Below are 14,554 nucleotides of genomic sequence, written 5' to 3'. Positions count from 1 at the left end.
TGACCGGCTGGGGGCTGCTGCACGTCAGCGAGAAATCTGATACGGCTACCCACGACATCTGTAAATTCCTCTCATGGCTCAAACAGGATTTCCGGCGATGGGGCAGAGGCCCCACGCCTGCGCGGGACACCTGGAGGCGCCGTTCACACCTCGAGGCGAGCGCTGTAAATCCTTCTATGTCCTCCCCGGCCCGCCCCGCCCTCCAACTTTCCCCAACGCTGCGTTGCAGGGACGGCACGGTTCTCAGCCTGGATTCTGTCGGGGTTCTCGGAGGTTCCCGGGGCGGCAGCATGGTCCATGGGCATGCTCGGGCAGTTTCAATGACCGAGGCAGCTGTCGAGGCGAGGTCAGGCGAACCTTGTCCGTCTTGCTCTGTCCAGACGCAGACCGTCGTGAGCGGTGATCAATCCAACGCCGGCGGAAACTAGTGTGATGCGCCGGAAACGAGAGGCGTAAGTGGCTAGGTAGTTTCGGAGTTGGGTGGTGCGATCTTCGTGAGGTAGTCGGCGAGGGAGTTGAGGATCTCGTGAGCGGTTTTCGTCCAGGTGAACGGCCTGGGGTCCTGGTTCCAGTGCTCGATCCGTGCGGTGATGTCGTTCTCCAGGGCCTTGACGGAGGTGTGGACGCCACGGCGGATGAGGTTGTCGGTCAGCAGGCCAAACCACCGCTCCACCTGGTTCATCCAGGAGGAGCCGGTGGTGGTGAAGTGGACGTGGAAGCGGGGGTGTTTACCGAGCCACGTCCTGATCTCGGCGGTGTTGTGGGTGGCGTAGTTGTCACACACCAGGTGCACGTCGAGGCCGGCGGGAACCGCCTTGTCGATCCTGATCAGGAACTTCTTGAACTCGATGGCCCGGTGGCGGCGGTGCAGTTGCGATATGACGGTGCCATCAGCGATGTTGAAGGCGGCGAACAGGCTGGTGATGCCGTGCCGGTAGTAGTCGTGGGTGCGCCGCTGGGGCATGCCGGGCATCATCGGCAGCACCGGCTGGGAGCGGTCCAGCGCCTGGATCTGGGACTTCTCATCGACACACAGCACCACCGCTTTCTCAGGCGGGTGGTGGTACAGACCGACGACATCGACGACCTTGGCGACGAACTGCGGGTCGGTGGAGAGCTTGAAGGCGTCCTGGAGGTACGGCTTGAGGTCGAACTTCTTCCAGATCCGCCCGATGGTCGACTTGGACAGCCCGGTGCGGGCCGCATCGAGGGACCGCGACCAGTGGGTGTCTTTGGCCGGCGTGGATTCCAGCGTCGCGACGACGACGTCCTCGACCTGGTCGAGCAGGATGGACGGCGGCCGCCCCGACCTCGGCTCGTCCATCAGCCCCTCCAGCCGTCGCTCGATGAACCGGGCCCGCCAGCGGTTCACCGAACGGTGGCTGACGCCGAGTTCAGCAGCGACCTGCCTGTTCGTCCCCCACGGCGCACCACAGCACGATCTTCGCGGGAAGTGCCAGGAACTGCGCGGTCTTCGCCCGCCTCGCCCAGCGCGTCAGCTGGGCCCGCTCCTCCTCGCTGAGCACCAGCTCGGCCTTGCGCCGGCCCGGACGCGGCGTGTCCGTCAGCCCCGCCAGCCGCCGGGATGCGAACCGTGAACGCCACTTGCGGGCCGTATCCGCCGCCACACCGAGCTTTTCCGCGACTCTCACGGTCGCCAGCCCCTCCGAGCACGCCAGCACAATCCGGGCCCGTTCAGCCAGACGAGGCCCCTCAGCACCGCCTGCCCAACGCGTCAGCTCGGCCAACTCATCAGCAGACAACACGACTTCAACAGCACGCGGCCCTGACGACATGAAAACACCCTAGCCACTTACCCTCTCATTTCCGGCGCATCACACTAGTGTCATGTGGTCCTGTGCGGGCCTACCAAGGAGTGGACCGAGCAAGCCACTTCATCCTGTATGTGCCGCCATGTTCTCGCCCTCTCTCGCTGACGAGCGCGCAGACCCCGTGGATGCGAAACACCCAACAACCCCGCCCCCTCCGCGAAGTCACCTGCCGACCACCGCCGGCCCCAGACACAACAGGCATGGGAGCAGGGGCAGCAGAGGGGATGTCGGACCCAACCATGCCCGGTTTCATTCCTGGCCGACGCTGACCAAGCAAGACGAGGGCAAACAGCGCGGGCCGCACCTATACCGGAGCGAGAAACGAAGTAGGGGGACAGCGCCGCCCGGTGCGTCCCCTGAAGGCAGGCGCGGGTGAGAGCCTGGTTCGTTTAGTTGCCTGGCAGCCCGGCCTGCCATGACAAGGGGTGAAACACCGCCCGCCCGGCACCCCGCCAACCTCGACCGAAATAGGCCAGGACATGAAATCCTATAATGCGGCGTTCTCAGCGCCGGCAGTGCAAACCCCCTTTGACGGCAACGGCCACCGCGCACCGAGCCTGTACTGCCTCAACACCGCAGCCAACACCTACGACCGCTACGAATGGTCCGGCACCAAACGGCCCTGGTTCGGCGACACACCCGACCCCCAACACCAGGGAAAACTCGTAGGGACCTCGTCAGCAGACCCCGGCCTGTTCGGCCACTGGGCCATCCCCTGGAACACCGTCGACGGCACCCTCTGCGTAGACACCAAACACATCTACCTGTTCAACGGCACCACCTGCATCTACTACACCCTCGAAGCAACAGGCTCCTACACCGACCACACACCCAAAACCGACGCCGTCACCGACCCCATACCCATCTCCTCAGTATTCGGCTACGGGGGAGCCTTCGCCCTCAACAAAGTCGACGCCGCCTTCTTCACCGCGGACACGAGAAAGAAGATCTGGTTCTTCGGCGACAACTGGTGCTACCTCATCGACGCCACCACCCACATGCCCGAGGACGGCTTCACCTCGGCCTCACCTGGGCCGCACCCACCCTCGACGGAACATCCGGCAACGTCCAAGACAAAGCACACCTCGACACCGACACCACCTGGTGCCCCGTCACCCCCAGCACCAAAACCGCCCGCATGCGGACCTACACCACCCCCAGCGACCAGCAGTGCAACATCCCCACCATCGCCACACAGGTCACCGTCGAACTCTGGGGACCCGGAGGCAGCGGCAGCAGCAGTGCCAACGGCGGAGCCGGCGCCTACATCAGAAACATCATCAAGCCTGCCCCTTCCCAACTCTCCGTCCATGTCGGTGCCCCTGGCGACTACACCTCCTGCCCCGACCAAAACCTCTACGCAGGCGGAGGAGGCGGCGCAGGCGGCAACGGATGCAACGTCACAGGAGGCGGTGGAACAGGCGGCACAGGCGGCAGCGGTGGAGGCGGCGCCGGTGCAGCTGGCGGAGCTGGCACCGGCGCCGGAGAATTCAACGGAAGCAACGGCACAGGAGGCTCCGGAGGAAACGGCAGCAGCGCAGAAGGCTCCGGAGGCAGCGGCGGCGGCATCGGAGGCGCAGGCGGCAGCCCAGGCGGCGGCCCAGGGCAAAATGGCCAAACCAACCGACGTTCCCCCCGCTCGTTCGGCGGTGGTGGCGGTGGTGGTGGCGGTGCCGGCTTCGGAGGCTTCGGCAGCGGTGGCACCGGCGGCGGCTCTGGCTACTATGCCAGTGGAGGAGGGGGTGGGGGCGGCGCTCAAGGGCCCAGCAACTATCCCACAGGAGCCCTCTTCAAACCCTGCGCCGACGGCGACCCCCGCACCCCCTACACGAGCTTTTCCGACAGCACCATCGGATTCGGCGGCACCCCAGGCAACCCCGGAGGCAACGGCGCCGCCCGCATCACCTGGTAACTCCCGCTAAGGACCAGCGGTTGCCCGGCCTACCAACCCACAGGCCGGCCCGGGAGACCACCTCCTCCCCAAACCGGCCAGCGGACACTGAGCTCTTTCAGCGTTGCCTCTCCAGGGTGAGGACGGCGGCGGCGATGGCGGTCATGCGGTGGGGACTGCAGCGGGCTCGGCGGAAGATGCGCCGGGACTTCAGTCGTGCGACGCTTCGTTCGACTGGGGCTCGTGCCGCCGACAGAGTCCGGTTGATCGTCCGCTGGGTCGGGCTGAGGTCCTGGTGGGGAAGGCGTCTGATCGGTGTGGTCACCCAGGAGCCTGCGCCGATGTAGGCACGGTCGGCGAGGACGGGCACGCCTTGGCGTTCGCAGATCCGGATGATGCGGTGGGTGCGGGCTGCGGTCAGGTCGTGGGTTCGGCTGGGCAGAGCGGGCGGGATCTACAGCAGGTTGCCCGCGGGATCGGCGATGACCTGCATGTTCACGCCGTGGCGGCGGTGCTTGTGGGAGAAGTCGGCCCGGCTGTCGCCGACCCGGTCGCACTCGGCGAGTGTTCCGTCGAGCAGGACGTGACCGGGATCGGCTTCCCGCAGGACTCGCAGTAGGCCGGGCACCTGGCGGGAGGGGCGGCCGACGACGGCGGTGACGTAGGCGTGGGCGGTGCCGACGGATATGGCGAAGCCGGCGACAATGTGCGTGGGTGAGGCAGGATAGGGGACCAACGAGGCTCCTGCGCTGATGAGTTGAGACGTCGAACACCTCTCTCAACGGCACAGGAGCCGCGTGCCTTGCGGGACGCCGACCGGTCACCCCATCAGTGGCCACTCTGAAAGAGCTCACTATGTCGCGCTCTCCGGCTATCGCAGACTCAGCCCCCGCTACGAGCGCCAACGCTCCAACTACCTGGCCTTCTTGGGCCTGGCAGTCGTCCTGTGCGGCTACAAGCGACTACTCCGCCTGACCGCATAGGACACGGTCTTACTGGCTCTAACAAAAGCTGCTGATCATGAGACTGTCGGCCCGTCTGTACGTAGGTGTGGGTATGGGAATCCGTCAGTCGCGGCCATGGATCGTGTCGGACGAACTATGGTCGCTGATCGAGCCGTTGCTGCCGAAGCCAGGTCCGAAGAAGGTAGAGGGCAGACCGCGGGTGCCGGACCGGCAGGCGTTGTGCGGGATCTTGTTCGTGCTCTACACCGGCATCCAATGGGAGTACCTGCCGCAGGAGTTGGGATTCGGCTCGGGCATGACCTGCTGGCGGCGACTGGCCGCCTGGAACGAGGCCGGCGTCTGGGACCAACTGCACGTCGCGCTGCTGAAGAAGCTGCGGTCGGCCGACCAGCTGGACTGGTCGCGGGCGGTGATCGATTCCTCGCACGTCCGGGCCGCTCGGCGAGGCCCAAAAGTGGGCCCAGCCCGGTCGACCGTGCGCGGCCGGGCAGCAAGCACCACGTTCTCACCGACGGGCAGGGCATCCCGCTCGCGGTGTCACTGACCGGCGGGAACCGCAACGACATCACCCAACTTCTGCCTCTGCTCGACAAGATCCCGGCCGTGGCCGGACTCGTCGGCCGGCCACGGCGTCGGCCGGACATGCTCTTCGCCGACCGCGGCTACGACCATGACAAGTACCGACGCCTGCTGCGAGCCCGCGGCATCCGCCCAGCGATCGCCGAACGCGGCCAGCCGCACGGCACCGGCCTGGGCATCTTCCGCTGGGTCGTGGAACGGACGATCTCCTGGCTGCACGGCTTCCGCCGCCTACGCATCCGCTGGGAACGACGCGACGACATTCACGAAGCCTTCCTCGGCCTCGCCGCCTGCCTCATCACACACCGCCACGTCCAACGCCTTTGTTAGCACCTCTTAGATGGTCGGGTGTGCGGTCGGACTTGTAAGGGTGAATGTGTGCATCACCTGGGCGGTCGACGGGGTTCCTTTGGGAAGGTCCTTTTGCGACGGCCCGTTCGGCAGTGAAATGCGCGCCCCGCCGCCCAGGCCGCCCCGGTTAGGGCCAGCGTATGGCCGCACTCGACGCCAAACTCGAAGCCGAGACGCGCGCCTACCGCCAGCAGACCGTCGATCAGCAAGCCCGTATGCACAACGCACATGACAGGCAAGCCGGGATGTACCTCGCCCGCCTCCACCAGCTCATCGACGAAGAGCACGTCATAGCGCGTAATCACCAAGTGATCCTGACAGCCCCGCCGCCTCCGGCGTCAGGTGCGCCCCGCCCCCAACCCTTCGGAGGGCTGCCGCCCGCGCCCCCTGCTGCGGTGAGAGCGGTCGGGAGGCCAGCGAAGTTGTCTGTCCCCGTGCCGCGGTTCACTCGATCGACAATGGTGTAGCCCTCCCAATAGAGGGACTCCCCTTGACCTCCGCCTGCTCCTCCACCGCCTCCCGATCGGGAGTCTGCTGCGCGGCCGCCCGCTAGGCCGCCAGGCGCGACATAGTGGCGACGTGCCGGGGTATAGCCAAAACCGCCATAACCGGCGTTACCGCCATTGGCGAAAGCGCCTTCGCTGCCAGAGCTGCCCTCACCACCACCGCTACCACCATCGGGGCCGTCTCCGCTCCGTCCGTTGCGGCCGTTGCCGTCGCCACCGTCACCTCCTTTTCCACTGTGGTAACCGCCGTCACCGCCCCAGCCGCCTTCGCCTCCGCTACCAGCAACAAGCTTGAGCGTCTCGATGTCGCCATCATAGAGAATCGTTGCCCCGTGCCCTTTGTATGCGGTATCCGGAATGCCTACATAGAAGAAAATCCTTTGGTCGGGGGAAACGCCATAGTTCCTTTGGTAGAGATAAGTACCAACTCCGCCGTTGCCGCCGGTACCGCCACTGCCGGCGTTGTTGCAGCCCGAGAAACCACCGGCTCCGCCAGGGCCCCAGAGTTCTACAGTTAAACTCGTCACCCCAGGCGGCACTAACCATTCATGCTGGCCAGGCTCGGTCCAAGACTGTGAAGGCATGAAAAGTCCTGTATTCCTGCGTGATGTTGCCCAAAGGCACCTTGTGACGCTTATATGTCGTTTCTTGTATGTCCCCCCCTCGCCGGAGCGCGTTGCGGCGGCTTGGCAGGCCCCGGGACGTGTCCTGTCACGGGGCGTCCCAGCCCGCAGTCCTGCCCCCAAGCGCGTGGTGTGTAGCAGTGATCTTTAAGGGCACTGAACTGCTTTGGTCTGGTGTTTCGTCTTTGGAGTGGGACTCGGGGCGGCTGAAGCGGTTTCTTGACCAGCTCATCGGTGCCTTCACCCGAAGTTGAGCGGTGCGGAGGTACCCGCGGGCTCGGCGGGTGGTGATGCAGCGTGTCCGGAGGCATTGGTTGGTCGCGTTCCTGAACTCGAATGCATTGCGCGCGGTCAGCTTGATCACGCGGTTGATTCCCTCCACCGCCGGGATCACCAGGTGATGCGGACGGCGCCGTCGCCCCCGGGCTACCGGGGCTCCCGGAGACGCCGCCATCGCCACCACCAGTGCCACCAGTGCCTCCGTGTGCTGTGCCTCCACGAGGATTGCCAGCGGGGATGGCACCGTTACCGGCGTGGAAGAGGGTGTTCCCCGTGCTGGATGACGGTTTGCTCTGCCCCTGACTGCCTCCGTCTCCGCCTCCAGCCCCGTTTTCACTAGCCTCATATCCAGTTGTGTCGCGGCCTCCGCCGCCCCCTCCCTTGGATCTTGAGCCCCCGTTGCCACCGACCGGGTCACTGGGAAGAGAGGTTCTTCACTAGCTTGTACGTGGAGGCCTCGCACCGCCGGGGTCAGATCATCGCCCCGGCGCTGTCGATCCTGCCCGCTGAGCGTGAGGCGCCGGGGGCCAGAACGCACGCGTCCTCCCGGCCCCTCATGACGATCGCTGCTTCGAGACGGCGAACCTGCGGGACTCTTTGACCTGGCCGTCCACGGTGCCCTGGTCGGCCGTGCACCCGGCCGCCCTGCACTGGCAGGCTCTGTCTCAGGGCGAACCCCCCCACGTGATCAGTACAGCCCCCCAGCTGTACGCCGGCACCGGCGTAGGCCCTCTCAACCCCTACGCGTAATCCCGGCCATCGAGACGAAAGGCGCTGGTGGTGGCGGAGCAGTGGAAGCCAGCGCCCGGGGAAGAAGAGCTGAGCGACACCAGGAGGCGCGACGGAATGCGCATGTTGAGGCCACGCTTCCAGTCGTCTCGAGTGTTCAACCCGGCTCTCGATGCGCGCTCTCAGCTTTTCGCGCGCGAGGCTGCGTTGTACGGGCCTCCCGAGATGGAGCTGGCCCCATCCAAAGGCTGGTCGTCGGCATTCCTGCGGGCGTTGTGGGCGGCCTGGTGATCTGAGCCGCGGATGTGACCGAGAAGATCGCCGGTGGTCGATGGGCTCCTTCGCAACGGCGCCATCGGATCACCCCGCTTGTCAAGGCTTCACTAGCGCCAGCAGCGCGGGCCGCAGACCCGAATCAAGATCCACGGCTCGCATGGTTGTCTTGGGCAGCAGGGTAGTGCTGATGCGGGTGAACCCGCCTCGTCGAGGGCCTTCACCCAGACGTGTTCTTGGAACAATCGGCGGCGCATCGCGTGTGTTTCGCCTTACGGGGTCTTGGCTGCCACGATGTCGGGTCGGGCGGGTAGGCGTGCGGATATCGCGGGCTTCTTGACCCGCACAACGATGGAACGTGCCTGGAAGCCGACGGGATGCTCTCGCGGCCTCCTGACCCTTATTCCGGTCGGCCATGCTGTCCCTCACCGGACGTGTAGGTGGTCCGGGGCATCCTGGCAATGAGGTGGCTCCCCACGGTCAGCCCGTTACGACATAACAAGTTCACCCCGCGCTTGGCCTGACCTGCCGGTGTGTCAGCATTGGCGCTCTGAGACTGCCTCGTATGTGTGCGGGTCACCTGCGGGGCGCAGCGTGCCCACGGCGGACCACATGCTCGATCGCCGTGAGCCCTCCCACGACCTGGGCACCGACTGCTTCACCCGACGCCATTCCCCCGACCACCGGGCCGCCCATCACCTCGCCAGGCTCCGCGACCTCGGCTACCAGGCCAGCGTCGAACTTCCGCAGTCTGACGATCAACTGCGGAAGTTTTCATCTCAGAGTCGCCCTACTTCAGGACGAGGTGGAGGGTGCTGTCCGGCTTGATCTTGTAGTAGGCCACGGTGCGTCCGTCCTTCAGCTCTTGGCCCTCGAAGATCAGGCGCTGCTGGTCCACCGGGATGCCTTCCTTGTCCTGGATCTTGGCCTTGACGGTTTCGATTGTGTCCTTCCTTCTGGTCTCGATCACGATGGTCTTCCCCGTCAGCGTCTTGACGAAGATCTGGAAGGGCGGCTTCTTCGGCGGAGCGCCCACGCCGCTGCCGCTCAGGACGACGCAGCCGTTGTTACCGGGGCTGCCGGCGTTGTCGAGGACCCCGCCGTTGCCACCCTGTCCGGTGCCGACTGGGCAGGCCTTCGGTACCTGTGCGCCGGGTGCGCCTCCGGCGGTGCTGGTAACGTCTCTGGCGCTGTCCGGGGCTCCGGGGCTCCCGGAGTGGAGTTTGGGTTTGCTGCTCTGGCAGAGGGCGGCGCTGCCACCCGTTCCTCCAAAACCTCCTTGGCCGGAGCCTTGGCCGCCTGCGCCGCCGTTGGCCTGAGCCAGGTTGGTTTTGCCGTTAGCGCTCTGGGAGGTATCCCCGTTCTCACCATTCTGGTCGCCCAGACCGCCGGTACCGCCTGCTGCAACGTGGATGCTTAGGGTGTCGCCAGGGTGAACCTGCAGGGTGCAGTGCACGGTGGCGCCGCCGCCTCCGCCGCCTCCGAAGTAGCCAAGCACGCCTCCAGCGCCTCCGCCGCCTCCGCCGGCGCCGGTGACGGATGTGGTGATACGGGTGACACCGGCTGGCACAGTGAAGCTGTAGGTACCCGGCACGCTGTAGGACACCTTGCCGGTCAGCATGGCGAAGCGGGAGTCGCCCGGCGTGTGGGACGGCACCTTGGCCGCATGGGCAGGAGTCATCCCGGACGCCGGCAGCAGGACGCCGACCGTGGCCGCGACTCCGGCCATCACCTGCCGGGCACGCAAGCCTGAAAAACATAAGACAGAGAGCATGAGCATTCCCTAAAAGGCCAGGACAGACCCTGTGTCCGCCCGCTGTAAAGCTAGATGGTGCTCACGCCCCGAAGCCGTAAGAAAACGGAACTCTCACTCTCGCGGCCCTGTCTCACATGGGTGGCTCGAGGGATGTCAAACGAGTGGTGCAACTGGGGAAGTTGGGGTTACTGACGAGCTGCCGGCAGCGGTGTCGAAGGTGATGCCAGGCTCCACGGCCGTGCTGACGGTTCCCCACAACCAGACGGGTCTGATGCATGATCGGGTGGCATCTGAACTGGCTTGCCCTGTGGGGCGGGTGGGAAGGGTGTCGCTGCGCCCAAGCCTTGTTCGGAAGAGTTCCGTGACGATGCCGTGCGGTCGCGAGGAACCGTGGCCCGGGCGTGACGATCGAGCAGGTGGCCGCCGACTTCGGTGTTCACGCGATGACACTGTGGAAGTGGCTGCGCCGGGTGGACATCGATGACGGGGCAAAACCCGGAACGACCGGCCAGGAGAGCGCAGAACTCCGGGATGCACGACGGCGGATCATGCTGCTGGAGCAGGAGAGCGAGGTTCTGCGCTGGGCCGCGGCCTATCTGTCGCAGACACATCTGCCGGGAAAGGGATCTACCCGCTCGTGAAGGAGCTGGACGCAGGCGGGGTGCCAGTCACGTTCACGTTCCGGGCCCTGAAGCTCTCCCGACAGCCCTACTAGCGTGGGCTCGAACGACGGGTGGTAGATGCCGAGTTCGAGCACGCCGCTCGCGCGAATGCGCTGTTCGACGCCCACCGTGAGGAACCGGAGTTCGGATACCGACTTCTGGCCGACGGAGCACGAGGCGTCGGGGCCGGCATGGCGGGCCGTGGCGGATTTGCCGGGACAACCGTTGGTGGAGCGTGTTCGGGAAGAAACGCGGCAGGACCAAGAAGGCTGGCCCGCCAGTCCACGACGACCTCGTCCGCTGAGCTGGCTGTAGTCCCAATGTCGTCAACAGTCCAGGCCGCCCTCATTCTGGAGACGCACGGCTGAAAGTCCTTAAATGGACTGTTCGCCGGCCGGTGGTGTGCACCGAGGGCTTCAAGAATCTGCTGTGAAGTTGGCGGCCCACTCGCCGATCGAGGCTGGGGGCCGGGTAGCCGGTCAGGACTGTACTCGGTGTGATGGCCTGCATCACCATGACGTGAGGCTTGGGGCGTGAGGCACGGGGATTGGGTATCTGTGCTCACTGCTCCCGCAGCCTCGCCCTGAAACAGTCCGAGGGGAAGACGTATCCGTGCGACATAGAGCTGGGCAGGTCGTCGGCCCCTGAGGGAGGTCAGGAATCTCCTTCTGATGGGAAGAAGGTACTCGCTTCTTGAAGGTGCATGGCGCCGGCTGGATCACGAGGCACTGAAACAGGAAGGAATTTTTGCAATGGCACGTGACATCGTATTCGATCAATCGGGTAACAACTTCAATATTCACCTTAGCCGGGCGGCGGTCCAGGAACTCCAATCCGCGCCCTCCGATTTCAATCGTGGTCTGGCTGCGGCTGCGGAGCAATTCCCGGACATTGAAAAAGTCATCGGTACCATTGAGTGGGGTTTGCGAGGAGCGGCTTCCGGCATCATTAGCACTTCCAATGGTGATCAGACAGGGCGGGTCAGGGTTGCGGGAACCCTCCCCAAGGGACAGATCACCGCATGGAGTTCCGACGACTGATACTCGGGCTGAATATGCCATCTATCGGGCCTCGTCGAAGCCGCGAGGTCCCCGGATCGCTGACCCGGGGATGGGCAATGATGCGTGGATTAATCCTCACGGCAGTGGTGTGACTCGAATCGTTCGACGGCTGTAATGAGCCCGTACCGCCCGCTGTCTCTCTGCGGGATGTGGCGGCCGTAACATGGCGCAACTGTCTGGACGCAGGAGGCGGTCATGGCACTGTTTTCCATCGGGATCGACCCGGAAACCGGCGGGGGTAACCGGTCGGCGGTTTGGGTGGATCAGCCCGATGGCACGTGGGCGGAGCCTGAGCTGGTGCTTCAGGGGTGGTCGGCTGACGCGGCCGCCCTGGAGCGCTGCGTGGGCGACAGTTGCGGCCCGACACCGAAGCCGTCATCCGCTTTCCGGCACGGATGGTGGGACAGATCAGGGAGGCGTGCGACGTTGTCGAACGTTCCCGGCTTTGACGAACTCCTCGACAGCGCCCAGCACCGGGACCTGCACCTGGAGATGCGCGACACCTACGGCGTCCGGGGAGAGGGCGACAGTCTGCGAAAAGTTGCTGAGGGGGTAGGAGGTCTCCGGCCCGTTCCGGCGGTCGGAACTGACAGCCACGGCTCCGCCGCTCGGCGGGGTGCTGGACAACCAGTCGGGCGAGCTGAGCGTGTAACTCTCAGCGGAGCCATCGGTGTAGGTAACGGTTCCGGTTCCTGTTGCCGCCTCGTTACTGGCCGACAGCAAGAATCCCAGCTTGCCGGCGGCCCCGGGCAGGCCGATGGTCTGTAAGAGTCTCGCTTCGGTCACCCTGCCCCCGGGGGACCGCTGGAACCAAGCAGCCCCACTCTGCATGTCTTTGCCATCTCCGCCGTCACTACTGGAGACACGGTGACGGTCACCAATCCGGGTGGCCAGACTTCTGTGGCAGGTACGCCGGTCAATCTGCAGATTCAGGCCTCGGGCTCCGCCCCGCAGACTCTCACCTACAGCGCCCGCGGCCTGCCGGCCGGTCTGTCCATCAACTCCGGCACCGGGCTGATCTCGGGCAAGCCCACTACCGTCGGCGCCTCCACCGTCACCGTCGCTGCCACCGACACCGCAGGTGCCACCGGATCAGTCACCTTCACCTGGGCCGTCGTTGCTCCTGTTTGCCGAGTTACCTACAAGCAGGCCCAATACCACAAGCCCGTGCTCGGCTACCGATTCTATCTGGTCATGATCGACATCACTAACACCGGTAATGCAGCGATCCCAGGTCGCTGGAACCTGAAGTTCACCTTCAATGAAGAAAGGGGCATCGTCCGCAATCCGAATGGCTATGTCGTCTCCCCAACGACAGGCCGGAACATGACCGTCACTGAAGACAAAGGCGTTGGCATCAGTTCCAATAGCACTGTTAACGTCAGCATCCTCACCTACTACCCCACCACACCGACATCCACACCCCCCGCCGCAAGCTTCGAACTCAACGGAAAGCGTTGCGCCAGCTGAACAGCCCTGAATTTGGGTCGCACGGAGGGTGTCGTTGTTCGGGCTGGGGACGTAGCGCTGGAGATTGCTCCGCCGAGCTCCCACGGCGGGAACATGACGGTGGGCCAGGACGAGCTGGGGGAGAGGGCGCCTCGCGCGGATCACCGAGGCGTTCGCCAATGCAGAATCTGCGGCGAGAATCGCCGGATCCAGGCCCACGCCAGCCCACGGGCAGCTCGATATCTGCGACCGGTGCCACCGCGGACCGCTCGGGGAGTGCGTCGTTTGGGGCCGAAGGTGTCACGGCCGCCATGTCAGTCCTCGTGACGACACCTTCCGCCGCGACCTACCGCACACCAACGATGCCCGGACGGCTCTCTCAGCGAAACCGAACTCGATATGACCCACCAAACTGATCCCCTCGAACAGAGCAGTAATGGGAAGCGGGCCGGCGGTTCGCCGGCCCTGTTTCCACCCGGCATTGTGAGCTGCTCGGCGTCGAGGCTGGCGCCATGTGACCTGGGCGTCTGGCGGTGCAGGACGACGGGATGCCAGGTTGTACGCGCCCTTCAGGATGACGGGTGCGATGTGATGTGCGACTTGAGGACTATCCAGATCGGCACTTCAGTCTGATGATGAGCGAGGATCTCGGAATTTAGAGTGTGATTGTGTCACATCATCCGAGGAAGAAAGTATATGTACATGGGTGTCAAGTTAGTCGTCGCTGCGAGCGTCATAGGAGTGTGTGTGGCCGGAGCGTTCGCAACGGCGGTGGTGAACGGTCCTTTCGGTACGATAGACTCGTCCTTCAACAGGCCTGCGCATGAGGAGTACGAGTTCGAGACGGGTGCCGAGGCTAAGAAAGCCCGCCCCACATTCCAGGACTGGCTTCCGGATAATGCATCCTCTATCACGTACGCGTTGAAGAGGCCCAGTGGCGCGCAGTTAGTAAAGGCCACAGTGAAGGATGGAAAGCTCCCCGCCGGATGCAACTCGGGAACGGACCTGCATGCACCCGCCCCGAAGATTGAGGCAGCGTGGTTCCCCAAGGGCATAGCCGACAAGGCCGTTGCCCGCTGTGATCTGTACTACGCATACACCGACGGCTCCACGCTGTATGCCTGGCAGAATACAGATCAACACGACGCCGAGAAGTAGCCGATCTCACGGTACAAGCCGAAGCGCATGCAGTCCTTGTCTCAGAGTCTGAACTGCAACGGCCACTGCTGTCCCTTCCGCGCAACACGCGAAGCAAGAGAGCGCGGGCCGTCGGCCAGCGGACCGCGCCGCAGCAGTGACCACACGCTTTCCACTGGGTTGAGTTCCGGTGCGTAGGACGGCAGCTGCACGATGGTGAGCCAGTCGTGTGTGTCGGTGTACTGGCGCGTCCCGGCGGCCCGGTGGGTGTTCGGCGCGACTTGCTGCCGCCGCAATGGTTGGCATTCCTGGCATCAACCTGGTCTTCGGTGAGGCGCGCTGGATCGGGTGGAGAGTGGCAAGGATGGCGAGGCGGGCGCCGTCTATCTGGCCAACCTGCGCGCCATCGTGGTCGGTTGAGAGCGACAAGCATGCGGACCCCCGGACCGCGGTGAGTTCCG

Annotated in this window: 8 protein-coding genes and 4 pseudogenes; 7 read left to right on the top strand and 5 right to left on the bottom strand. The window is 64.8% G+C overall.

The window, feature by feature from the left end:
- Positions 1–460 precede the first annotated feature (460 nt).
- A pseudogene (locus E5671_RS00515) lies at positions 461–1,796 on the bottom strand (IS630 family transposase).
- Between the two features lie 515 nt (positions 1,797–2,311).
- On the opposite strand from E5671_RS00515, the gene E5671_RS00510 reads away from it, so the two are divergent.
- Entirely contained in the window at positions 2,312–3,754 is a 1,443-nt protein-coding gene (locus E5671_RS00510) for a hypothetical protein (RefSeq protein ID WP_160501861.1), read from the top strand.
- An 87-nt stretch (positions 3,755–3,841) separates the two neighbouring features.
- On the opposite strand, the pseudogene E5671_RS00505 reads toward E5671_RS00510, so the two are convergent.
- A pseudogene (locus E5671_RS00505) lies at positions 3,842–4,429 on the bottom strand (transposase family protein); the annotation flags it as partial.
- 157 nt (positions 4,430–4,586) lie between these two features.
- Here E5671_RS00505 and E5671_RS45170 point away from each other — a divergent pair.
- Positions 4,587–4,706, top strand: a pseudogene (locus tag E5671_RS45170) (IS5/IS1182 family transposase); the annotation flags it as partial.
- 73 nt (positions 4,707–4,779) lie between these two features.
- A protein-coding gene (locus E5671_RS00500; RefSeq protein WP_237329972.1) for an IS5 family transposase occupies positions 4,780–5,597 on the top strand; the annotation gives its coding sequence in 2 pieces (ribosomal slippage) (positions 4,780–5,140 and positions 5,140–5,597; 819 coding nt in all).
- A gap of 3,221 nt (positions 5,598–8,818) precedes the next feature.
- Here E5671_RS00500 and E5671_RS45165 read toward each other — a convergent pair.
- Positions 8,819–9,802 (bottom strand): ubiquitin-like protein, encoded by a 984-nt coding sequence (locus E5671_RS45165; RefSeq protein WP_202120911.1) that lies wholly within the window; start codon positions 9,800–9,802, stop codon positions 8,819–8,821.
- Positions 9,803–10,185: 383 nt separating this feature from the next.
- Between E5671_RS45165 and E5671_RS00490 the strand changes: the two genes are divergently transcribed.
- A complete protein-coding gene (locus tag E5671_RS00490) occupies positions 10,186–10,425 on the top strand; it encodes a hypothetical protein (protein ID WP_160501860.1) in 240 nt (79 codons plus the stop codon).
- A 773-nt stretch (positions 10,426–11,198) separates the two neighbouring features.
- The gene (locus E5671_RS00485) at positions 11,199–11,486 is read left to right on the top strand and encodes a hypothetical protein (protein WP_160501859.1); all 288 of its coding nucleotides are present in this window, start codon (positions 11,199–11,201) and stop codon (positions 11,484–11,486) included.
- A gap of 429 nt (positions 11,487–11,915) precedes the next feature.
- On the opposite strand, the gene E5671_RS00480 is transcribed toward E5671_RS00485, so the two are convergent.
- On the bottom strand, positions 11,916–12,293 hold the full coding sequence (locus E5671_RS00480) for a hypothetical protein (RefSeq protein ID WP_160501858.1): 378 nt from the start codon (positions 12,291–12,293) through the stop codon (positions 11,916–11,918).
- Positions 12,294–12,374: 81 nt separating this feature from the next.
- Here E5671_RS00480 and E5671_RS47230 point away from each other — a divergent pair, with 81 nt between their 5' ends.
- Together E5671_RS47230 and E5671_RS00470 are read left to right on the top strand one after the other, a co-directional pair.
- Positions 12,375–12,977, top strand: coding sequence for an Ig domain-containing protein (locus E5671_RS47230; protein ID WP_336605607.1), 603 nt, complete (start codon positions 12,375–12,377; stop codon positions 12,975–12,977).
- Positions 12,978–13,658: 681 nt separating this feature from the next.
- Positions 13,659–14,114: a hypothetical protein gene (locus tag E5671_RS00470; protein WP_160501857.1), complete on the top strand. Its 456-nt coding sequence runs from the start codon at positions 13,659–13,661 to the stop codon at positions 14,112–14,114.
- Positions 14,115–14,224: 110 nt separating this feature from the next.
- On the opposite strand, the pseudogene E5671_RS00465 reads toward E5671_RS00470, so the two are convergent.
- Positions 14,225–14,359, bottom strand: a pseudogene (locus E5671_RS00465) (transposase); the annotation flags it as partial.
- Positions 14,360–14,554: the final 195 nt, after the last annotated feature.

Origin of the sequence: Streptomyces sp. BA2, from assembly GCF_009769735.1 — a bacterium.
In the GTDB taxonomy this organism is placed as follows: Bacteria; Actinomycetota; Actinomycetes; order Streptomycetales; family Streptomycetaceae; genus Streptomyces.
The sequence above is the reverse complement of the archived record's forward strand: the minus strand, read 5'-3'. Positions and strand labels throughout refer to the sequence as shown.

Bases quoted from the DNA above. Each gene is read 5' to 3' on its own strand.
- E5671_RS00510 (WP_160501861.1), top strand. From the start codon at position 2,312: ATGAAATCCTATAATGCGGCGTTCTCAGCGCCGGCAGTGCAAACCCCC.
- E5671_RS45165 (WP_202120911.1), bottom strand. From the start codon at position 9,802: ATGCTCTCTGTCTTATGTTTTTCAGGCTTGCGTGCCCGGCAGGTGATG.
- E5671_RS00485 (WP_160501859.1), top strand. From the start codon at position 11,199: ATGGCACGTGACATCGTATTCGATCAATCGGGTAACAACTTCAATATT.
- E5671_RS00470 (WP_160501857.1), top strand. From the start codon at position 13,659: ATGGGTGTCAAGTTAGTCGTCGCTGCGAGCGTCATAGGAGTGTGTGTG.